Source organism: Stutzerimonas stutzeri RCH2 (assembly GCF_000327065.1).
GTDB lineage: Bacteria > Pseudomonadota > Gammaproteobacteria > Pseudomonadales > Pseudomonadaceae > Stutzerimonas > Stutzerimonas stutzeri_AE.
Map to the genome: position 1 here is coordinate 170,581 of NC_019936.1, position 20,645 is coordinate 191,225.

At 64.0% G+C, this 20,645-nt stretch carries 19 protein-coding genes; 15 read left to right on the forward strand and 4 right to left on the reverse strand.

The window, feature by feature from the left end; genetic code table 11:
- Nucleotides 1–12: 12 nt before the first annotated feature.
- The 7 genes from PSEST_RS00875 to gcvP all read left to right on the forward strand — a co-directional run bounded on the left by PSEST_RS00875 (nucleotide 13) and on the right by gcvP (nucleotide 9,243).
- The gene (locus tag PSEST_RS00875) at nucleotides 13–501 is read left to right on the forward strand and encodes a DUF4442 domain-containing protein (RefSeq protein ID WP_015275191.1); all 489 of its coding nucleotides are present in this window, start codon (nucleotides 13–15) and stop codon (nucleotides 499–501) included.
- Nucleotides 501–1,721 (forward strand): 2-octaprenyl-3-methyl-6-methoxy-1,4-benzoquinol hydroxylase, encoded by a 1,221-nt coding sequence (locus PSEST_RS00880; protein WP_015275192.1) that lies wholly within the window; start codon nucleotides 501–503, stop codon nucleotides 1,719–1,721. Before PSEST_RS00875 ends, PSEST_RS00880 begins: the two co-directional genes overlap by 1 nt.
- 110 nt (nucleotides 1,722–1,831) lie before the next feature.
- On the forward strand, nucleotides 1,832–2,833 hold the full coding sequence (locus PSEST_RS00885; RefSeq protein WP_015275193.1) for an extracellular solute-binding protein: 1,002 nt from the start codon (nucleotides 1,832–1,834) through the stop codon (nucleotides 2,831–2,833).
- 120 nt (nucleotides 2,834–2,953) lie between these two features.
- The gene (locus tag PSEST_RS00890) at nucleotides 2,954–4,570 is read left to right on the forward strand and encodes an ABC transporter permease (RefSeq protein ID WP_015275194.1); all 1,617 of its coding nucleotides are present in this window, start codon (nucleotides 2,954–2,956) and stop codon (nucleotides 4,568–4,570) included.
- A 212-nt stretch (nucleotides 4,571–4,782) separates the two neighbouring features.
- Nucleotides 4,783–5,865 (forward strand): glycine cleavage system aminomethyltransferase GcvT, encoded by a 1,083-nt coding sequence (gcvT, locus tag PSEST_RS00895; protein WP_015275195.1) that lies wholly within the window; start codon nucleotides 4,783–4,785, stop codon nucleotides 5,863–5,865.
- A gap of 52 nt (nucleotides 5,866–5,917) precedes the next feature.
- Complete coding sequence (gene gcvH / locus PSEST_RS00900; RefSeq protein WP_015275196.1) at nucleotides 5,918–6,307, forward strand: glycine cleavage system protein GcvH; 390 nt, start codon at nucleotides 5,918–5,920, stop codon at nucleotides 6,305–6,307.
- Between the two features lie 59 nt (nucleotides 6,308–6,366).
- Nucleotides 6,367–9,243, forward strand: coding sequence for an aminomethyl-transferring glycine dehydrogenase (gene gcvP / locus PSEST_RS00905; RefSeq protein ID WP_015275197.1), 2,877 nt, complete (start codon nucleotides 6,367–6,369; stop codon nucleotides 9,241–9,243).
- 183 nt (nucleotides 9,244–9,426) lie between these two features.
- Here gcvP and yihA read toward each other — a convergent pair whose 3' ends face one another.
- Nucleotides 9,427–10,080: a ribosome biogenesis GTP-binding protein YihA/YsxC gene (gene yihA / locus PSEST_RS00910; RefSeq protein WP_015275198.1), complete on the reverse strand. Its 654-nt coding sequence runs from the start codon at nucleotides 10,078–10,080 to the stop codon at nucleotides 9,427–9,429.
- A gap of 265 nt (nucleotides 10,081–10,345) precedes the next feature.
- Between yihA and PSEST_RS00915 the strand changes: the two genes are divergently transcribed.
- The 5 genes from PSEST_RS00915 (at nucleotide 10,346) to PSEST_RS00935 (ending at nucleotide 15,463) form a co-directional block, all read left to right on the forward strand.
- A complete protein-coding gene (locus PSEST_RS00915; RefSeq protein ID WP_015275199.1) occupies nucleotides 10,346–10,978 on the forward strand; it encodes a c-type cytochrome in 633 nt (210 codons plus the stop codon).
- Between the two features lie 183 nt (nucleotides 10,979–11,161).
- The gene (locus PSEST_RS00920; RefSeq protein WP_015275200.1) at nucleotides 11,162–11,791 is read left to right on the forward strand and encodes a thiol:disulfide interchange protein DsbA/DsbL; all 630 of its coding nucleotides are present in this window, start codon (nucleotides 11,162–11,164) and stop codon (nucleotides 11,789–11,791) included.
- A gap of 6 nt (nucleotides 11,792–11,797) precedes the next feature.
- The gene (locus PSEST_RS00925; protein WP_015275201.1) at nucleotides 11,798–12,667 is read left to right on the forward strand and encodes an endonuclease/exonuclease/phosphatase family protein; all 870 of its coding nucleotides are present in this window, start codon (nucleotides 11,798–11,800) and stop codon (nucleotides 12,665–12,667) included.
- On the forward strand, nucleotides 12,664–14,562 hold the full coding sequence (locus PSEST_RS00930; RefSeq protein ID WP_015275202.1) for a GGDEF domain-containing protein: 1,899 nt from the start codon (nucleotides 12,664–12,666) through the stop codon (nucleotides 14,560–14,562). The genes PSEST_RS00925 and PSEST_RS00930 overlap by 4 nt, the downstream gene beginning before the upstream one ends.
- A gap of 112 nt (nucleotides 14,563–14,674) precedes the next feature.
- Entirely contained in the window at nucleotides 14,675–15,463 is a 789-nt protein-coding gene (locus PSEST_RS00935) for an N-acetylmuramoyl-L-alanine amidase (RefSeq protein WP_015275203.1), read from the forward strand.
- Nucleotides 15,464–15,465: 2 nt separating this feature from the next.
- Here PSEST_RS00935 and PSEST_RS00940 read toward each other — a convergent pair whose 3' ends face one another.
- The 3 genes from PSEST_RS00940 to algB are packed head-to-tail and all read right to left on the reverse strand — an operon-like array spanning nucleotide 15,466 to nucleotide 19,022.
- The gene (locus PSEST_RS00940; protein WP_015275204.1) at nucleotides 15,466–15,870 is read right to left on the reverse strand and encodes a DUF1330 domain-containing protein; all 405 of its coding nucleotides are present in this window, start codon (nucleotides 15,868–15,870) and stop codon (nucleotides 15,466–15,468) included.
- Between the two features lie 21 nt (nucleotides 15,871–15,891).
- Entirely contained in the window at nucleotides 15,892–17,679 is a 1,788-nt protein-coding gene (locus PSEST_RS00945; protein WP_015275205.1) for a KinB sensor domain-containing domain, read from the reverse strand.
- On the reverse strand, nucleotides 17,676–19,022 hold the full coding sequence (gene algB / locus PSEST_RS00950) for a sigma-54-dependent response regulator transcription factor AlgB (RefSeq protein WP_015275206.1): 1,347 nt from the start codon (nucleotides 19,020–19,022) through the stop codon (nucleotides 17,676–17,678). The genes PSEST_RS00945 and algB overlap by 4 nt, the downstream gene beginning before the upstream one ends.
- A gap of 307 nt (nucleotides 19,023–19,329) precedes the next feature.
- Here algB and PSEST_RS00955 point away from each other — a divergent pair, with 307 nt between their 5' ends.
- From PSEST_RS00955 to PSEST_RS21590, 3 genes are all read left to right on the forward strand, one after another.
- Complete coding sequence (locus PSEST_RS00955) at nucleotides 19,330–19,761, forward strand: ferritin-like domain-containing protein (protein WP_015275207.1); 432 nt, start codon at nucleotides 19,330–19,332, stop codon at nucleotides 19,759–19,761.
- Between the two features lie 178 nt (nucleotides 19,762–19,939).
- Nucleotides 19,940–20,176, forward strand: a complete 237-nt coding sequence (locus PSEST_RS00960) for a hypothetical protein (protein WP_015275208.1) — start codon at nucleotides 19,940–19,942, stop codon at nucleotides 20,174–20,176.
- Between the two features lie 110 nt (nucleotides 20,177–20,286).
- Nucleotides 20,287–20,457, forward strand: coding sequence for a DUF1328 domain-containing protein (locus PSEST_RS21590; protein ID WP_003282841.1), 171 nt, complete (start codon nucleotides 20,287–20,289; stop codon nucleotides 20,455–20,457).
- The last annotated feature ends 188 nt before the right edge of the window (nucleotides 20,458–20,645 follow it).

Sequence of the window (20,645 nt, forward strand, 5' to 3'; positions counted from 1 at the left end):
GAAGGACTCTGCATGAGTGGCTCCCGTTTGGCGCGCAAGGCGCGGTTCCTGCGCTGGGCTTTGAATTTCTACCCGCCGTACCTGGGAGCGGGCGTGCGGGTGCGACATATCAGTGCAGATCTGCGCCTGATTCAGGTAAAGATGGTGTTGCGCTGGTACAACCGCAACTATGTCGGCACGCAGTTCGGCGGCTCGTTGTACTCGATGGTCGATCCGTTCTTCGTGCTGATGCTCATGGAGAATCTGGGGCGCGACTACATCGTCTGGGACAAAGCGGCCAACATCGAATTCGTCACTCCGGGACGCGGTGCGGTGTACGCCGACTTTGCCATCAGCGACAAGCTGCTCGACGAGATTCGTGCGCACACTGCCGATGGCAGCCGCTACCTGCCGAAAATGCATGTCGAAGTGCGCGACGGCGAAGGCACGTTGGTGGCGCGGGTGCAAAAGACGCTCTACATACGACTCAAGCCGCGGGCGCGGCAGCCAGGAGAGAAATGATGCAAGCGGATCTGGTCATCGTTGGCGCCGGCATGGTTGGCAGTACTCTGGCGCTCGCCCTCGAAGGCTGCGGGCTGGACATCGTCGTGCTCGATGCGAGCCCGCTCGAAGTCGCCACCTTCGACCCGTCCGGCGACTTCGAGCCGCGGGTCAGCGCACTGTCCGCCGCCAGCCAGCGCATCCTGCAGCGGGTCGGCGCCTGGCCGGGCATGGCCGCACGGCGCGTCAGTCCCTACACCGACATGCACGTCTGGGATGGTTCCGGCACCGGCCAGATCCATTTTTCTGCCGAAACGGTGCATGCCGAGGTCCTCGGGCATATCGTCGAGAACCGCGTGGTGCAGGATGCGCTGTTGGAAACCATGCAGAGCCATGGTCAGGTGCGTTTGCTTGGCAACGCTCGCGTCGAACAACTGCTATGTACCACTGACGGCTGGCAGCTGACGCTCGTCGACGGCCGCGAGCTGCGCACGCCGTTGGTGATCGCAGCGGACGGCGCCAATTCGGCGATACGCCGCCTGGCAGGCTGCGAAACCCGTGAATGGGACTATCTGCACCAGGCCATCGTGACCAGCGTGCGCTGCCGCGATCCGCACCAGCGCACCGCCTGGCAGCGCTTTACCGATCACGGTCCGCTGGCCTTCCTGCCATTGGAGCGCGATGGCGACCGGCACTGGTGCTCCATCGTCTGCTCGGTTACCGAGGCCGAAGCCACGCGCTTGATGGCGCTGGATGATGTGGCCTTCCGTGCGGCGCTGGGGCGCGCCTTCGAGGAACGCCTGGGCGAGGTGCTCGAAGCCGATCCGCGGTTGTGCATACCGCTGCGCCAGCGCCACGCCAAGCGTTACGTGCAGCCGGGGCTGGCGTTGATCGGCGACGCCGCGCATACCATTCATCCGCTGGCGGGGCAGGGCGTTAACCTTGGTCTGCTGGATGCCGCCGTGCTGGCAGAAGTGCTCAGGGCGGCCATCGCGCGCGGCGAGCGGGTGGCCGATGTGCAGGTGCTTAGCCGTTTCGAGCGCCGCCGCATGCCCCACAACCTGGCGATGATGGCGGCCATGGAAGGCTTCGAGCGGCTGTTCGAGGCCGATCCACTGCCGCTGCGCTGGCTGCGCAACACCGGCTTGAAGGCGGTGCAGGCGCTGCCGGAAGCAAAGGCAGTTTTCGTTCGTCAGGCGCTCGGGCTGAGTGGCGATTTACCAAAGCTGGCGCGGCCCTAATAGCAAATTGATATTTACAAAACATTACCTGCACGATTTGTCGCATTGAGAAGGTAAATAACATTCACTACTATTCAGCCTCTGTTTCAACTCACCAAAGAGGCTGTTCCATGCAGGCAAGCAAAGGTTTACTCGCCGCCCTGGCGCTAACGGCGCTGTCGGGTGCTGTCCAGGCTGCCAACGAAGTAGTGGTTTACTCCTCGCGCATCGACGAGCTGATCAAGCCGGTGTTCGACGCTTACACCCAGAAAACCGGCGTCGCGATCAAGTTCATCACCGACAAGGAAGCCCCGCTGATGGCCCGCATCAAGGCCGAAGGCGCCAACACCCCGGCCGACCTGCTGCTGACCGTGGATGGTGGCAACCTCTGGCAGGCCGAAGAGATGGGCATCCTGCAGCCGCTGAACTCCCAGGTGGTCAAGGACAACATTCCGGCGCAATACCGCTCTTCCAGCGATGCCTGGACTGGCCTGTCGCTGCGTGCGCGGACCATCGTCTACTCGCCGGAGCGGGTCAAGGATGGTGAACTGAGCACTTATGAAGCGCTGGCCGACAAGAACTGGGACGGCCGTCTGTGCCTGCGCTCCAGCAAGAAGGTCTACAACCAGTCGCTGACCGCCACCATGATCGAGACTCATGGCGCTGAGAAGACCGAGCAGATCATCAAGGGCTGGGTCGGCAATCTCGCCACCGACGTGTTTGCTGACGATACGGCACTGGTCCAGGCCGTCGACGCCGGCCAGTGCGATGCCGGTATCGTCAACACCTACTACTTCGGTCGCCTGCATGCGCAGAACCCGCAGCTGAAGGCCAAGCTGTTCTGGCCGAACCAGAACGACCGTGGCGTGCACGTGAACCTGTCCGGCATCGGCCTGACCAAGCACGCGCCGAATCCGGACGCCGCGCGCAAGCTGGTGGAGTGGATGACCAGCGAAGAGGCGCAGAGCATCTTCGCCGATATCAACATGGAATACCCGGCCAACCCGAGCGTGAAGCCTTCGGCCGAAGTGGCGGCATGGGGCGAGTTCAAGGCCGATACCATTCCGGTGGAAGTGGCTGGCAAGCGCCAGGCCGAAGCCATCAAGCTGATGGATCGCGCCGGCTGGAACTGATCAGCCTGTCGCGCTTGTAGCGGTGACGTGCGGCACACCAGCCGCGACGTTTGCCGCTGCGGTTATACTCGGCGCCCCGGCCTGGTCCGGGGCGTTGTCTTTTTTGCTGTCGAGGCTTGAGTGTCCCATCCCGTCGAGCGCCGCTGGTATCCCATCACTTTTGCCGTCGCGGCGCTGGTCCTGCTGCCGCTGAGCATTCTGCTGTTCAGCTGGAGCAGTATCGATACCGAGATCTGGTCGCACCTGTGGGATACCCAGATGCCACGACTGCTCGGCAATACCCTGACGCTGCTGCTTTGGGTTGGAGTCGGTGTGGTGGTACTTGGCGTCAGCCTCGCCTGGCTGACCGCACTGTGCGAATTCCCCGGGCGCCGCTGGCTGGATTGGGCGCTGATGTTGCCATTCGCCATTCCCGCCTACGTCCTGGCCTTCGTCTTCATCGGCCTGCTGGACTTCGCCGGGCCGGTACAAAGCCTGGCGCGAGAATGGTTCGGCAGCGGTATACGCTTTCCACGGGTGCGCTCGACCGGTGGTGTCATCACCGTGCTGGTGTTGGTGTTCTACCCTTACGTCTATCTGCTGGCGCGCTCGGCATTCCTCGCTCAGGGCAAGGGATTGATGGAGGCGGCACGGGTGCTCGGGCAGTCACCCTGGCAGGCCTTCTGGCGGGTGGCATTGCCGATGGCGCGCCCCGCCGTCGGCGCCGGTCTGGCCCTGGCAATGATGGAAACCCTGGCCGATTTCGGCGCCGTGTCGGTGTTCAACTTCGATACCTTCACCACGGCGATCTACAAGACCTGGTACGGCTTCTTCAGCCTGACCAGCGCAACCCAGCTGGCCAGTTTGCTGCTGCTGGCAGTGATGCTGGTGCTCTACGGCGAGCGTCGCGCGCGTGGTGCGGCGCGCCCGGCCAACGAGCGGGCTCGCTCAGCGGCGCTCTACCGGCTGACAGGGGTGAAGGCGTTTGCGGCCAGCGCCTGGTGCGGCTTGGTATTTCTCTGTGCCTTCGTCATTCCGCTGCTGCAGTTGCTCGCCTGGCTGTGGCAGCGTGGCCGCTTCGACCTCGACGAGCGCTACGCCGGGCTGATCCTGCACACGCTCTATCTCGGCGGCATCGCCGCATTGATCGTGGTGACGGTGGCCTTGCTGCTGGCCTTCGCCAGGCGGCAGGCGCCGGTACGTTCGATCCGCAGTGCGGTGGGGCTGGCCAACCTCGGCTACGCCCTGCCGGGTTCGGTACTGGCGGTATCGATCATGCTGGCGTTCAGTTACCTCGACCAGAACCTGGTAATGCCGCTATCCAGCTGGCTTGGCGGCGCGGGCAAGCCGATCCTGCTCGGCAGTCTCGGGGCGCTGCTGCTGGCCTATCTGATTCGCTTCATGGCGGTTGCCTTCGGCCCGCTGGAAAATGCGCTGGTGCGGATTCGCCCGTCATTGCCGCAGGCGTCGCGCAGTCTGGGTGTCGGCGGCCCGGCGTTGTTCTTCCGGGTCTATCTGCCCTTGCTGCTGCCCGGCACGCTGAGCGCTGCATTGCTGGTATTCGTCGACGTGCTCAAGGAAATGCCGGCAACCTTGCTGATGCGCCCGTTTGGCTGGGACACCCTGGCCGTACGTATTTTCGAGATGACCAGCGAAGGGGAATGGGCTCGCGCCTCGCTGCCGGCGTTGACCCTGGTGCTGGTTGGACTGCTTCCGGTGGTGCTGCTGATTCGTCGCTCGGCACGGCGAATCGGCTAGCTGCACAAGCGATTGGCGCCGGCGCTGTAGCCAGCGGAGTGGCTGCTTCGGGCCACTGCGCGACCTCCAGTCTCCTGCTGCCTGATCCGCCGTGACCTGCCGCCACCTTGGGGCTACAATGCGCGCCATTCGAAAGTCGCCGGTCCCTGCAGGGCCCGGCTTTACTGACTTTTCCAATGCCGATTCGGCGACCTGCCCGGAAGGAGAAACCCATGGGTCAGCGTACTCCCCTCTACGATCAGCACCTTGCGCTTGGCGCCAAGATGGTCGACTTCGGTGGCTGGGACATGCCACTGCACTACGGCTCCCAGGTAGAAGAGCATCACCAGGTGCGACGTGATTGCGGAGTGTTCGACGTCTCGCACATGACCGTGGTCGATGTGGCCGGCGAACAGGCCACAGCCTATCTGCAACACCTGCTGGCCAACGACGTGACGCGCCTGAAAGGCACGGGTCGGGCGCTCTACACGGCGATGCTCAACGAGCGCGGCGGCGTGATCGATGACCTGATCGTCTACCTGAGCGAATGGGGCTACCGCCTGGTGGTCAACGCCAGCACCCGCGAAAAGGATCTGGCCTGGATGCAACAGCAGGCGGCCGGCTTCGCCGTCGAGGTCAAGGAGCGCCCCGAGCTGGCCATGCTGGCGATCCAGGGGCCGCATGCCCGTACGCGCACGGCCGAGCTGGTCAGCCAGGCGCGCGCCACGCTGATCCAGGAACTCAAACCATTCCAAGGCTTGGCCGAAGGCGACTGGTTCATCGGTCGTACCGGCTACACCGGTGAAGACGGCCTGGAAATCATCCTGCCGGCCGAACAGGCGCCTGACTTTCTCAGCGAGCTGGTCGGCGCCGGCATCCCGCCGATCGGCCTTGGTGCCCGCGACACGCTGCGTCTGGAGGCCGGTCTCAATCTTTACGGCCAGGACATGACCGAAGACGTCTCGCCGCTGGCGGCCAACATGGGTTGGACCGTGGCCTGGGAGCCGACCGAGCGCGACTTCGTCGGCCGTGCCGCACTGGAGCAGCAGCGTGCCCAGGGCGACCTGCCCAAGCTGGTCGGCCTGGTGCTGGAAGAGCGCGGCGTGTTGCGTGCCCATCAGGTGGTGCGGGTGAACGGCGTTGGCGACGGCGAAATCACCAGCGGCAGTTTTTCTCCTACGCTTGGCAAATCCATCGCCCTGGCACGCGTGCCGGCTGGTACAGGTGAGCGTGCGGAAGTGGAGATTCGTGGCAAGTGGTACCCGGTGCGGGTCGTGCAACCGACATTCGTGCGGCACGGCAAGGTACTGGTGTAAATTCGACCGACTGTTTTGCGCGACTGCTGTCAACAGCCTTGAGGATCCAACAATGAGCAATATCCCCAGCGATCTGCGTTACGCCGCCAGCCACGAGTGGGCCCGTCTCGAAGCGGACGGCAGCATCACCGTCGGTATCTCCGATCACGCCCAGGAAGCGCTGGGGGATGTGGTCTACGTCGAGCTGCCCGAGGTCGGGCGCCAGCTCAATGCCGGCCAGGAAGCCGGTGTGGTCGAGTCGGTGAAGGCCGCGTCCGACATCTACGCGCCGGTGTCCGGTGAGGTGGTCGCGATCAACGAGGCGCTTGCCGATTCGCCCGAGCTGGTCAACAGCGACGCCTATGGCAGCTGGTTCTTCCGCCTGCAGCCGAGCGACCCGGCGGAGCTGGACAAGCTCCTTGACGCAGCCGCCTACCAGGCCGCCTGCGACGCCGACGCCTAAGCATCATCCGCAAAAGCCCCGCTCTGTCGGGGCTTTTGTTTTTTCCGAGAGTAGCAGCCATGCCGTATATGCCGAGCCTTTCCCAACTCCAGCAACCCGATGCCTTCCTGCGCCGTCACCTCGGCCCGGATCAGGCCGAACAGCAGGCCATGCTCGACGCCCTGGGCCTGACCAGTCGCGAACAGCTGATCGAGCAGACCGTGCCGCCGGCGATTCGTCTGCAGGACGAGCTGGACCTGCCAGCGGCGCTGGACGAGCAGGCCGCGCTGGCCAAGCTGCGTGGCTATGCGGAGCAGAATCAGCTCTGGACCAGCCTGATCGGCATGGGCTACCACGGCACCATCACCCCGCCGGTGATCCTGCGCAACGTGCTGGAGAATCCGGGCTGGTACACCGCCTACACCCCCTATCAGCCGGAGATCGCCCAGGGTCGGCTGGAAGCGTTGCTGAACTATCAGCAGATGATCATCGACCTCACCGGTCTCGACCTGGCCAATGCCTCGTTGCTCGATGAGGCGACCGCAGCGGCCGAGGCCATGACCCTGGCCCGGCGCATGGCCAAGAGCAAGAGCAACCGCTTCTTCGTCGACGAGAACTGCCACCCGCAGACGCTCTCCGTGGTGCAGACCCGCGCCGAGGCGTTCGGCTTCGAACTGGTGGTCGGCACGCTGGACGAGCTGGCCGGGCAGGAGGTGTTCGGTGCACTGCTGCAGTACCCGGACACCCATGGCGAAATCCGTGACCTGCGTCCGGCCATCGAGCAGCTGCACGCGCAGCAGGCACTGGCCTGCGTCGCCGCCGATCTGCTCAGCCTGCTGTTGCTGACCCCGCCGGGCGAACTGGGCGCCGACGTGGTGCTCGGCTCGACCCAGCGCTTCGGTGTGCCGATGGGCTACGGTGGCCCGCATGCGGCCTATTTCGCCAGCCGCGACGAGTTCAAGCGCGGCATGCCGGGACGCATCATCGGCGTGTCCAAGGACGCCCGTGGCAACACCGCGCTGCGCATGGCACTGCAGACCCGCGAGCAGCACATCCGCCGCGAGAAAGCCAACTCCAACATCTGTACCGCGCAGGTGCTGCTGGCCAATATCGCCGGTTTCTACGCCGTCTACCACGGCCCGCAAGGCCTCAAGCGCATCGCCCAGCGCGTGCACCGGCTGACCGCGATCCTCGCTGCCGGACTGGAGCAGAAGGGCATCGTCCGCCTCAATCAACATTTCTTCGACACGCTGACTCTCGAAGTCGGTGGCGCGCAGACCGCGATCATCGAAAGTGCCGAAGCGGCGCAGATCAACCTGCGCATCCTCGGCCGCGGTCGTCTGGGCGTGAGCCTTGACGAGACCTGCGACGAGCGCACCGTCGAGCAGCTGCTGGCGATCTTCCTCGGTGCCGATCATGGACTCGATGTCGCCGCGCTGGATGCCGGTGAGCTGGCGGCGGGCATTCCCGCAGGGCTGCAACGCGAGAGCGGCTACCTGGAGCATCCGGTGTTCAACTCGCACCACAGCGAAACCGAGATGCTGCGCTACCTCAAGCAGCTGGAAAACAAGGATCTGGCGCTGAACCAGGCGATGATCCCGCTCGGCTCCTGCACCATGAAACTCAACGCCACCAGCGAGATGATTCCGATCACCTGGGCCGAGTTTGCCAACCTGCATCCGTTCGTCCCGCGCGTTCAGGCCCAGGGTTACAAGCTGATGATCGAAGAACTGGAAGCCTGGCTCTGCGCGATTACCGGCTTCGACGCGATCAGCATGCAGCCGAACTCCGGTGCCCAGGGCGAATACGCCGGCCTGGTCGCGATCCGCAAGTATCACGAGAGCCGCGGCGAAGGGCAGCGCGACATCTGCCTGATCCCGTCCTCGGCGCATGGCACCAACCCCGCCTCGGCGCAGATGGTCAGCATGCGTGTGGTCATCGTCGAGTGCGACAAGGGCGGCAACGTCGATCTGGAAGACCTCAAGCGCAAGGCCGCCGAAGCCGGTGACCGGCTGTCCTGCTTGATGATCACCTATCCGTCGACCCACGGCGTGTATGAAGAGAACGTGCGCGAAATCTGCGCGGCGATCCACGCCCACGGCGGTCAGGTGTACATGGACGGTGCCAACCTCAATGCCCAGGTCGGGCTGGCGCGGCCGGCGGATATCGGCGCCGACGTGTCGCACATGAACCTGCACAAGACCTTCTGCATCCCCCATGGCGGTGGCGGCCCGGGCATGGGGCCGATCGGCGTCAAGGCGCACCTGGCACCGTTCGTGGCCAACCATCCGGTGGTCGAGCTGGAAGGCCCGCAACCGGGCAACGGCGCGGTCAGCGCGGCGCCCTGGGGCAGTGCGAGCATCCTGCCGATCAGCTGGATGTATATCGCCATGATGGGGCCGCAGCTGCGCGACGCCACGGAAGTCGCCATTCTCGGTGCCAACTACCTGGCCAATCGCCTCGGCGATGCGTTTCCCGTCCTCTACGCCGGGCGCAACGGCCGCGTCGCCCACGAATGCATCCTCGACCTGCGCCCGCTCAAGGCGGCCAGCGGCATCAGCGAGGAGGATGTCGCCAAGCGCCTGATGGACTACGGCTTCCACGCGCCGACCATGTCCTTCCCCGTACCCGGCACGCTGATGATCGAGCCAACCGAGAGCGAGTCGAAGGCCGAGCTGGATCGCTTCGTCGAGGCGATGCTGAGCATCCGCGCGGAAATCGCCAAGGTGCAGGACGGCGAATGGCCGGCGGACAACAACCCGCTGGTACGTGCGCCGCATACCCTGGCTGACGTGATCGGCGAGTGGGACCGCCCCTACAGCATCGCCGAGGCGGTGACGCCGAGTGCCCACGCCCGTGCGCACAAGTACTGGCCGGCGGTGAACCGCGTGGACAACGTCTACGGTGACCGCAACCTGTTCTGCGCCTGCGTGCCGGTGGATGCGTATCGCGACTGAGTTGCGCTGATCGCAGGTGGATGTGGCTATTCACATCCATCTGCGCGGCGAATCGCTGAAACGTCATCCACTCTGTGGCGACCTGGGCGCTTCCAGCGATTGCAGGCGGGTTCATTGGAGGGTGGATGTCGCTCTTACATCCACCGGAAGCCCAGTTCGGTGGTGCGGTGACCCTGAATCATCCTACGCTTCAGGCGCTTGCTCTTCCTCGGACGCTTCGTCCAGCAAACCCAGCCAGCTCGCCAGTACCAGCTGCGCTTCTTCAACGCCCTGCCGCTTGGGCGCGGAGAACAGCTGAACGCTGACGTCAGCGCCCCAGCCTTTTTGAATGTCGCGCTGGATCGCCAGCAATGCATTCTTCGCGGCGCCAAAGGCCAGCTTGTCGGACTTGGTCAGCAGGATGTGCAGTGGCATCTGACTGGCGCTCGCCCAGTCCAGCATCATGCGGTCGAATTCGGTCAGCGGGTGGCGAATGTCCATCATCAGGAACACGCCGGCCAGGCTTTCACGACTGCCCAGGTAGGCTTCCAGATGGCGCTGCCAGTGCTGCTTGAGCGGAATCGGCACCTTGGCGTAGCCGTAACCGGGCAAGTCGACCAGTCGGCGCTCCTCATCGAGACGAAAGAAGTTGAGCAGCTGGGTGCGCCCGGGGGTTTTCGAGGTGCGCGCCAGATTGGCATGGGTCAGGGTGTTCAGCGCGCTCGACTTGCCCGCGTTGGAACGGCCGGCGAAGGCTACTTCCAGACCCTCGTCGGCCGGGCACTGATCGACCTTGGCGGCGCTGATCATGAAGGTGGCCTGTTGGCAAAGGCCGAGAATCGGGTTTTTCGGTAGCATGGTCGTTCCGGTGAGTGCCACGGGTGCGGCAATGGTTCGTTTCCGTTTCAGAAACGGGAGTATATAATGCCGCAGTTTTTATGTGCGCTTTGGCCTGATATCGTGCTGCGCGTAGGGTTCGGACGGATCCGGATGCCTGTGCGGCGGTAGCGCCGCCCTGATGCGAATGCCAAGCGTGCCACTATAACGAGCGTCGCCCGGCTCGATTGCCATGCGCGACCCGATGAATTCCCTTTCAAACCCTTAGCCGTAGTTGGATTAGCTGATGAACAAAGTACTCGTGAGTCTGCTGTTGACCCTTGGCATCACCGGTATGGCCCACGCGGCTGGAGACGCCGAAGCTGGTCAGGGCAAAGTTGCAATGTGTGGCGCCTGCCACGGTGCGGACGGCAACAGCCCGGCGCCGAACTTCCCGAAACTCGCCGGCCAGGGCGAGCGCTATCTGCTCAAGCAACTGCAGGACATCAAGGCCGGCAGCACCCCGGGTGCTCCGGAAGGCGTCGGCCGCAAGGTGCTGGAAATGACCGGCATGCTCGACCCGCTGAGCGATCAGGATCTGCAAGACATCGCCGCCTACTTCTCCAGCCAGAAGGGCAGCGTCGGCTATACCGATCCGGCTCTGGCAAAGCAGGGCGAGAAACTGTTCCGCGGCGGCAAGCTGGATCAGGGCATGCCGGCCTGCACCGGTTGCCACGCGCCCAACGGTGTCGGCAACGACCTGGCCGGTTTCCCCAAACTGGGTGGCCAGCATGCGGCTTACACTGCCAAGCAGCTGACCGATTTCCGTGAAGGCAACCGCACCAACGACGGCGACAGCATGATCATGCGTGGCGTTGCCGCCAAGCTGAGCAACAAGGACATCGAAGCGCTGTCCAGCTACATCCAGGGCCTGCACTGATCGCGACAGTAGGCTGATCGAGAAGGGCGTCCGGGCCAATAGTCCGGACGCCCTTCTGCGTTTAGGGGGCTGGCTACGCCACCTTCGTCACGGCGCGGCATGGGCAGATGAAAAACGCTGGCGAGTCCCGGCGTTTTGCTGCAGCCTGTTGCGCCATCGGTCCGTCGTAAACAGGAGTACTTCATGCGCAATTTCCTACTCACTGCCATTTTTGCCGCTGCCAGCCTGTTCGGTGCTGCAGCCCAGGCAGCGGAGTTTCAGGCCGGCAAGGAATATGTCGAGCTGAGCAGCCCGGTGCCAGTCGCCGACCCGAGCAAGATCGAGGTGGTCGAGCTGTTCTGGTACGGCTGCCCGCACTGCTACCAGTTCGAGCCGGTGATCAAGCCCTGGGTCGAGCAGCTGCCCGAGGACGTGCAGTTCAAGCGCATCCCGGCGATGTTTGGCGGGATCTGGAACGTACACGGACAATTGTTTATCGCGCTGGAATCGATGGGCGTGGAGCCGAAGGTCCACGATGCGGTCTTCGCTGCCTACCATCAGGAGCGCAAGAAGCTCGCCACGCCTGACGAAATGGCTGATTTCCTTGCCGGTCACGGCATCGACAAGCAGGCCTTTCTGAAAGCCTACAACTCGTTCGGTGTGCGTGGTCGCGTAGAGCAGGCCAAAAAACTCGGCATGGCGTATCAGATCACCGGTGTGCCGGTGATGATCGTCAACGGCAAGTATCGTTTCGATCTCGGCTCGTCCGGCGGCCCGGAGCGCACCTTGCAGGTGGCCGACTTCCTCATCGAAAAAGAACGCGCGGCGCGGTAAGCCGAAATGCTGCGTCGTTGGAGCGCGCCGCGCCATGCCGGACCCGGCAAGGCGCGCGTCAACGCGCACTGCCTGGCCAGTAGCGGTCTGCCGTCGGACGGGCGGTTGCGGCTGCTCAGCTTCAACATCCAGGTCGGCATCAGTACCGAGCGCTACCACCATTACCTGACGCGCAGCTGGCAGCATCTGCTGCCCCATCCGGGGCGGGCGGGCAATCTGCAGCGCATCGGTGAGGTGCTTGGCAACTACGATCTGGTGGCGCTGCAGGAGGCCGACGGCGGCAGCCTGCGTTCCGGCTACGTCAATCAGGTCGAGCACCTGGCTCATTTGGGTGCGTTTCCCTATTGGTATCAGCAGCTCAACCGCAATCTCGGGCGGTTCGCCCAGCACAGCAATGGTGTGCTCAGTCGTCTCGAACCTCAGGGTCTGGAAGATCATCCGTTGCCCGGGCCGTCGGGGCGTGGGGCGATCCTGCTGCGCTTCGGCGAGGGGCCGGACGCGCTGGTGGTGGTGATGATGCACCTGGCGCTGGGTGGCGGGGCGCGGACGCGCCAGCTGGCCTACATTCGCGAGCTGATCGGCGGCTACCGCCATCAGGTCCTGATGGGTGACATGAATACCCACGCCAACGATCTGCTGGAAAATTCGCCGCTGCGTGATCTCGGCCTTCTGGCGCCGCAGATCGAAGCGACCTTTCCGAGCTGGCGACCGCAGCGCTGTCTGGACCACATCCTGCTCAGCCCCAGCCTGACGCTCGAGCGCGTCGATGTGCTGGCATTGCCGATTTCCGATCACCTGCCGGTGGCCGTCGAGATCAGACTGCCTGATTCGCTGCAGGCCGATTCCTTGCCGGTTCAGGTGAAAGACACGAAATGAGCGAAGAAGCCGAACGCTGGAAGGAAAAGTATCTTCAGCTCGTCGAGCGCCAGGACCAGCTGGAAGCCCGCTGGGAACAGCGCGTGGATCTGCTACGGCGCAGTCTGGTGCGCAGCAGTCTGGCGGTGGAAGGTGCCGACCCCGCGGTCGAGCGCTGTCTGCATGCGATGCGTGAGGTGCTGCGCGAGGGCGATCTGGACGATGGCCTCAGCCAGTTGGTGCCGCGTCTGGAAAAGGCCGTACTCGATTCCGAGCGGTATCGGCAGGAGCGCGCGGTGCGGTTGACCGAGGCACTGCATCGCCTGGTCGCCCAGCTGCTGGCACTCTCGCCTCCGCCGGAACTGCGCAAGCCTATCAAGCGCTTTGCCAAACAGCTGGACCAGCGCGCCGCTCAGCTCCGCGAGCTGCCGGGGCTGCTTGGTGAGTTGAGTGTTTTGCAAGGCCAGGTGCTGACGCTGCAGGAGGATGCCGCGCCGCAGCAGGGTGGATTTCTGAAGCGCCTGTTCGGTGGCCGGGACAGCCAGTTGGCGGCGATCCCGCTCGAGACGGCGATTCCGGCTGGGCTGTCAGCTCCCGCAGAGGTGACGCTCGCGGCCGAGGCGGTTGTCGGTGGCGAGACGGCCGTTGCGTCCGCCGCGACCGAAGCGGTCGTGGCGGTCGTGGCGCCAATCTTGGCCGAGCCGGCGAACGACGAGCAGCAGGCAGTCGAGCCCGTTTCATCAGCGGCCGAGCCCGACGCGGACGCGGTCGAAGCTGGGGCCGATGCCGATGCCGATGCCGAGCTGGCGCCAGTGGCCGAGCCGCTGCCGCCGGAGTCCGCCTACGCTCTGCCGGACTCCCCCGAGCCGGCCTTCAGCGTTGTGGCTGATCGCGTGGAGGCGACGCTCAGCAATCTGCTCGACAATCTGCATCTGCCCGAACAACACCAGCCGCAGCTGCAGACGCTGCGTGCGCGTATCCAGCACGGACTGAACTGGTACGAGCTGGTGCCGGTGCTGGACGACCTGGCGATGCTGATGATTGCCTTCAGTGATCAGGGCCAGCGGGATTTCGAAAGCTATCTGCAGACGTTGAACGAGCGTCTCTCGGCAATGCAGGAGAATCTGCTCGCCGCGCACCAAGGCCACAGCGAAGGGCGCGATGCGGCGCAGGCGCTGGACGAGGAGCTGCGCGAGCAGGTGGGTGGTCTGCAGCACAGCATGCGTCAGGCCACTGATCTGACCAGTCTGAAGAAGGTGGTGGAGGCGCGCCTGGACGGGCTGCTGGATACGGTGGATACCTATCGCCAGCAGCGTAGCCAGCAGGAGCAGAAGCTCGGCGAGCGTCTGCAGCAACTGGTCAGTCGGGTCGGCAGTCTCGAACAGGCCGCGCGCGGCCTGCGCGGCCATCTGGAAGAGCAGCGGCAGAAGGCGCTGCAGGACCCGCTGACCGGGCTACCCAACCGTGCGGCCTGGAACGAGCGTCTGGATCTCGAGTTTGCCCGCTGGCAGCGCTACGGCGGCGACCTGCTGCTGGCCGTGCTGGACGTCGATCACTTCAAGCGGGTCAATGACGGCTACGGCCACCTGGCGGGTGACCGAGTGCTGAAGATCATCGGCAGTGAATTGCGCAAGCGCCTGCGCAAGACCGACTTCATCGCCCGCTTCGGTGGAGAGGAATTCGTCGTGCTGCTCCCCAACACCCCTTACGAGGCGGGGCAGCAGCTGATGGATGCGCTGCGCGATTCGATCAGCAATTGTCCGTTTCACTTCAAGGGCGAGCGCATCGTCATCACCCTGTCCGCTGGCCTAACCGCATTCGGCGAGGACGATACCACCGAGCGTGCATTCGAGCGGGCTGACGGCGCGCTTTACCGCGCCAAGAACGCGGGTCGCAATCGCGTCGAGCTGGCCTGACCGGCCGGCATGGCCACTGGCGGATCGCCCGGTATAATCACGACCCTTCTTCGCACTGGCCCGAGCTGCTGCGCATCTGCGTCATTTCGCCGTCGACACAGAGGTCGTCCCGATGAAAGCCATCACCGCCATCCTGATGCTCTTGCTGCTGGCCGGCTGCGCCAGTGGCCCGCGTATCGACACCAGTCATAGTTCGATCGGCCATGACAGCCGCAGCCAGTTCATCGTGCTGCACTACACCTCAGCCGATCTGCCGCGTTCGCTGGAGCTGCTCAGCGGTCGCGACGTCAGCAGTCACTACCTGATTGGCGAATCACCGGCGACCATTTACCGGCTGGTGGACGAGAACCGGCGTGCCTGGCATGCCGGTGAAAGCGAATGGAATGACCGCACCTGGCTCAACGCCACCTCGATCGGCATCGAACTGGTCAATCGCGGCTACGTCGAAAGCGCCGACGGACGCCGGCTCTGGCATCCCTACTCCGACGCACAGATCGACGCGCTGGTGGTTCTGCTCAAGGACATCATGGCGCGTCATGAACTCAAGCCGGGGGCCATCATCGGCCACAGCGACATTGCCCCGCAGCGCAAGGTCGATCCGGGGCCGCTGTTTCCGTGGAAGCGTCTCGCCGACGAAGGTCTGGTGCCCTGGCCCGAGGCTGGCGCGGTAGCCGTGGAACAGATGCGTTATGCATCCGAGGGCCTGCCGCCGGTCGTCTGGTATCAGGATGCCTTGGTTGCTCAGGGCTACCGGGTCCCACGGCACGGGCATCTGGATGCCGAAACGCGCAACGTCATCGCGGCCTTTCAGATGAAGTATCGGCCGGCGCGTTTCGACGGCGAGCCTGATGCCGAAACCGCTGCGATGTTGCAGGTGCTCGCCAACCAGGCGAAGCGCTGAGCTCAGTAGGCGGTGGTGCCGATCAGCCGGGAGTCTGCCAGCGCCGCGCTGCGATGCTCGGCAGCGGCCTGATAGTCGCGGTCACCGATCATCGCCAGAAAGGCTTCCTTGGATGGATAGCTGACCAGCAGCAGGTCATCCCATTGCTCGTCAGGCGGGGCGATCAGCGCCGCATGGGCCTTGGCGCGAACCTCGACCGCGCCGCCGCTGGCCTGCACCTTGGCCAGCGCCACCCGGCTGTAGCGCGCATAGGCTTCGCGGCCGCTGCAGGGGCTGTGCGGGCTGCCCGCCGGATAGGTTGCCTGGTCGTTATAGCGCAACAGGTTGAGCATCAGGATCGGAACCCCGGATGGCATCGACGCCGCGTAATCGGCGAGCTGCTCGGGGCTGGGGTTCAGGCTCGGCATGGGCTTTCCTCGAAGGTGCGCTCAGATCGGCAGCGCGACGTAGAAGATGGTGCCGTGGCCGATCCGCGAATGCACGCCGATGCGACCACCATGCAGCTGAGCGATCTCCTTGCATAAGGCAAGCCCCAGTCCGGCGCCGCCACGGCGTCGGCCGATCTGCACGAATGGCTCGAAGATTCTCGCCTGCTGGCTGTAGGGAATGCCCTCGCCGTTGTCCTCGACACTGAGGATCATCCGTTCGCCATGGTGGCGGGCCAGCAGTCGCACCTCGCCGCCCTTCGGCGTATGGCGCAGGGCATTGCTGAGCAGGTTGTCCATAACCCGTTCGATCTGCTGGCGGTCCAGCATCAGCGTTGGCAACGGTTGTTGCAGCTCCAGCTTGAGCTGCACGTCCTGCTCGTTGGCCGCCACCTCGAAGCGTTGACGGGCAGCCTCGAGCAGCTCGGGGATGTCGCACTGCTCCAGCTCGAGCTTCTGCTGGCCGCTCTGGTAGCGCGAGAAGTTCAGCAGGTCGTTGATCAGCCGCACCAGGCGCTGCATCTCCTCGTGCACGGTATCGAACAGGTCCGACTCGCGGCTGCCGGCCGGGTAGCGCAGGCGTTCGCGCAGCAGACTGAAGGCCATCTGCATGCCGGTGACCGGCGTGCGCAGTTCGTGGGAGGCGCGCAGCACGAATTCGTTGCGCACGCGCTCGAAGGTGCGCTGATCGGTGACATCGTGCAGAACCATGACCGCACCGCTGATGCTGCCGTCGTGATGGCTGACCGGGCTGATGCGCCAGGCCAGCAGGCGGCGTTCGCCGTCGGCTTCGATGATCAGATCCTCGGGTGGATCGGACAGCGACTTGTCGTCCAGCACCTGGCGCGCGGCGTTGTCCAGTTCCGGATGGCCCAGCGCTTCGCCCAGCGTGGAACCCAGGTGTTCGTTTTCCCAGGCGAGCTGGCGCTGCGCCACCGGGTTGGCGTGCTCCAGGCGTCCGTCACGGTCGATGATCAACAGGCCGTCGTCGATGCTGTCGAGCAGGGCCTGCAGACGCTGCTGGCCGTTGACCAGTGCTTCGACATTGGTTTGCTTGAACTCGTGCAGGGCCTGCGCCATCAGACCGAAGCGCCGGCTCAGGGACGACAGCTCGGCGATCGGCGGTGTCGGCAGGGAGATGTTGAAATCGCCGCGCCCGATCTGGTCGGCCGCTGCGGACAGCCGTTCGATCGGCTCGCCGAAGCGCCGCGCAAAACTGTGTGCGGTGATGAAGCCAATCAGCAGCACGGCAATCGCGGTCAGGCCCAGCAGTCCTGCCAGCAGCGAAGCGCGATCGCGGCTACGCAGCTCGGTGTCGCGAATCTTGTCGTAGGCCGCGCGCTGCATGTCGCTCATCAGGCTGCGTACCTGATTGAAGGCCTGGCTCAGCGAATTGTCCTCCAGCAGCGTCCAGCTCTGGTGTCGCGCTGCATCGAGCTCTTCGATGAATCTGGCGTAGGCGCTGGCAACTGCCTGGAAGGCCTGACGGTCGGTGTCGTCACTGGCTTCGGCGATGCCGCGCTCGAGGGTTTGCTGAAAGGTCTGACGCACTGCGTCCAACGCATCGAGGTTGTGATCCTCGGCCAGCATGACGATGAGGTGGTTGCCCAGCGCCTGACGTAGCTGCTGATTGATCTCGATGATGCTGAAGTTGTTGCGGATCAGCTGTTCCTGGCTCTTGGCCATCTGCATCACGCTGACCAGTGCCAGCAGCAGGCCGAGCAGGGCGACCGTCATCAAGGCCGAGAACCCGAGGAATAATCGGGTCCGCAGCTTCATCTGGAGTTTCATAGGCCGTACTGCTTGCGTTTTCGGTAGAGGGTTGAGGCGTCGATACCAAGGATGCGGGCAGCCTGCTCGAGCGTGTCGCTGGTGCTCAGCACGCCGGCGATATGCGCTTTTTCCAGTGCCTCCAGGCTCAGCGGTTCGCCGATGCGTGGCGCATTGCTGCCAACCTGCTCACCGAGGCCCAGGTGGCTGACCTCGATCATCTGCTGCGGGCAGATGATGCTCGCGCGCTCCACGACGTTACGCAGCTCGCGGACGTTGCCCGGCCAGCGATAGGTCTTCAGCGCCGCAATCGCGGCATCGCTGAAGCCACGTGCCGGGCGGCCGTAGTTTTTCACGAACGAAGCGAGGAAACGTTCGGCCAGGGCAAGCACATCCTCCGGCCGTTCGCGCATCGGCGGCAGATTGAGGGTGATGACGTTGAGGCGATAGAGCAGATCCTCGCGGAACTTGCCTTCGCGCACCATCTCTTCGAGGTTCAGGTTGGTCGCTGCGAGAATGCGCACGTCTGCGCGGCGCGTGACCGGATCGCCGACCCGTTCGTATTCCTTGTCCTGAATGAAGCGCAGCAGCTTGGGTTGCAGGGCCAGCGGGAAGTCGCCGATCTCGTCGAGAAACAGCGTGCCGCCGTCGGCCTGGTTGACCCGCCCCAAGGTGCTTTCGGTGGCTCCGGTGAAGGCACCGCGATTGTGTCCGAACAGCTCGCTTTCCATCAGGTCGGCTGATAGTGACGGGCAGTTGATGGTGACGAAGGCCTTCTTCGAACGTCGGCTCCAGGTGTGGATCGCGCGTGCCAGTTCGCCTTTGCCGGTGCCCGATTCGCCGAGGATCAGGATGTTGGCGTCGGTGTCGGCGACCTGGCGTGCGGTTTCCAGCACGGCCATCATCGCCGGACTGTGCGAGCCCAGAGCGTCGCTGCGCTGTTTGATCTCGCCTTCCAGCGCTTCCAGGCGGGCAGCCATCTGGCGCACTTCCAGCTGCTTGGCGGCGGACAGGCGAAGCTGTTCAGGACTGCAGGGCTTGAGCAGGTAATCGGCCGCGCCGGCCTGCATCGCATCGACGGCGGTGTCCACCGCCGAGTGGACGGTGACGATCACCACGCGCATCCAGGGCGCCAGCATGCGCATCTGCTGCAGTACATCCAGGCCGTTGTCTTCGCCCAGGCGCAGATCCAGAAAGCACAGATCGAACACCTGGCGCTGCAGGATGGCCTCGGCCTGGGCTGCGCTGGCTGCGGTCATCACCGTATAGCCACGGTCCTCCAGGCAGTAGCGGAAGGTACGCAGGATCGCCGCTTCGTCATCCACCAGAAGGATGCGTCCGCCGTTGTCCGTCGTTTGGTCCATGGATGCTCCCATCAAAAAAGGCGAATTCGGTCGCTGAAAATTTCGATTATGGCGTTTCGAGCGCTGGAACGCGCCGTTGCGTTGCTGGCGAGTGCTTTAGTCTCTGAAAAGCCTTGCAAGTTGCACGGTGCAGACACGGCTTTCCTGCATGCTGCATTCCGCCGCTATCGATGCCTCACTGCAAGTAGCTGATTTGCCTCCGTTTGCCTTGCAGGCCCCGCTGGCATGGGCCTTGCGACCCTAGGAAAAGCGCGTCGTTTCCCGCCTTGGGCCGCAGGCGCAGCCGCAAATTCAAGCAGGAGGTCCCATGAACCAGTCCATGAATCAGCTTAACGAGCTCATCGAACTGACCCGCGACGGGCAGCGTTTCTACCAGCACGCCGCCGAGGAAGCAAAGGACGTGCAGCTGCAGCACCTGTTTCGTGACCTGGCCCAGGCCAAGACACAGATCATCCAGGCGCTGAGCGTGAAAGTCGCTGCTCATCACGAGCAGCCGTCGCAAGGTGGAACCTTGACCGGCCGCATGCGCGAACTCTACGCCGACGCGCGCTCGCGCATCGGCGATCACGATACCGCCTACGTCGACCAGTTGGAGCAGACCGAAGCGCACATCCTGCGCGCCTTCGAGGACGCCATTGGCGCTGCCGAGCCGGATGTCCGCGCCTTGCTGGCCATCGAGCTGCCCAAGTTGCGAGCGTGCCATGAGCGGATGCGCCAGTTGAAGGACGCTCGCCATTAATGGTCGTGCAAAACGCCCGGGCCGCTGGGGGCTCTCATGCAAATTGAGTTGCGGGCGGCGCTTGTTAAATACTTAAGTAATTGATTTATAAGAATTTTATAGCGCCGTTCGGCTTGGCACGGCCCCTGCAATAACCCTAGCAACGAAACAATGTCGCCACGCTTAGAAGGAGTTGAGGATGAATCGCCAAGGCCGCTTTTCATTAGCCAGCAAGGGTTTCCTCTCGGCTGCGGTAGTCATGCTGATCATGGGGGCCGAGCGCCCAATGTCACAACCGCTCAGCCAGGCGCAACAGAATTCTGCGGAACGAATCGGCATGTATGACGCTCAACCTATTGAGCTCACGCGGACCGGCCAACAGCCGCAAACCATCGACTATCGCCAGGCGCCTGCCGAGCAGCGCTGGGTGTTTTGAGCAACGAAGGGGACGTGCAAGCGAGCCAGCAGGGATGCGTAAAGAAATCGATGCTGATCGGGCTGATCTGATCCGCTGAGAACCGTTCCTGAACCAAGAGGAGTCACACCATGCTGAGTTGGGCTATTACATTCCTGATCATCGCCATCATCGCTGCGGTACTGGGCTTCGGTGGTATCGCAGGCACCGCAACGGGTATCGCCAAGATCCTGTTCGTAGTCTTCCTGGTGCTGTTCGTGGCATCGCTGATCTTCGGCCGCGGTCGCGGACCGCGCGTTTGATGCATCGATGGCCGCCCGCAAGGGCGGCTGCATTCTGGAGAGGCAACGGCATAGGAAGCCATATTCGCCGGGTCATGTTCGGCAATCGAAGATGATCCAGAGCGGCGCAGAGCGTGAGGCTTTGCGCGCTCACCCCTCAGCGGGGGGAACCAGGGGGTCGGGTTGTTCTGCTTGCGGAGTGACCTAGG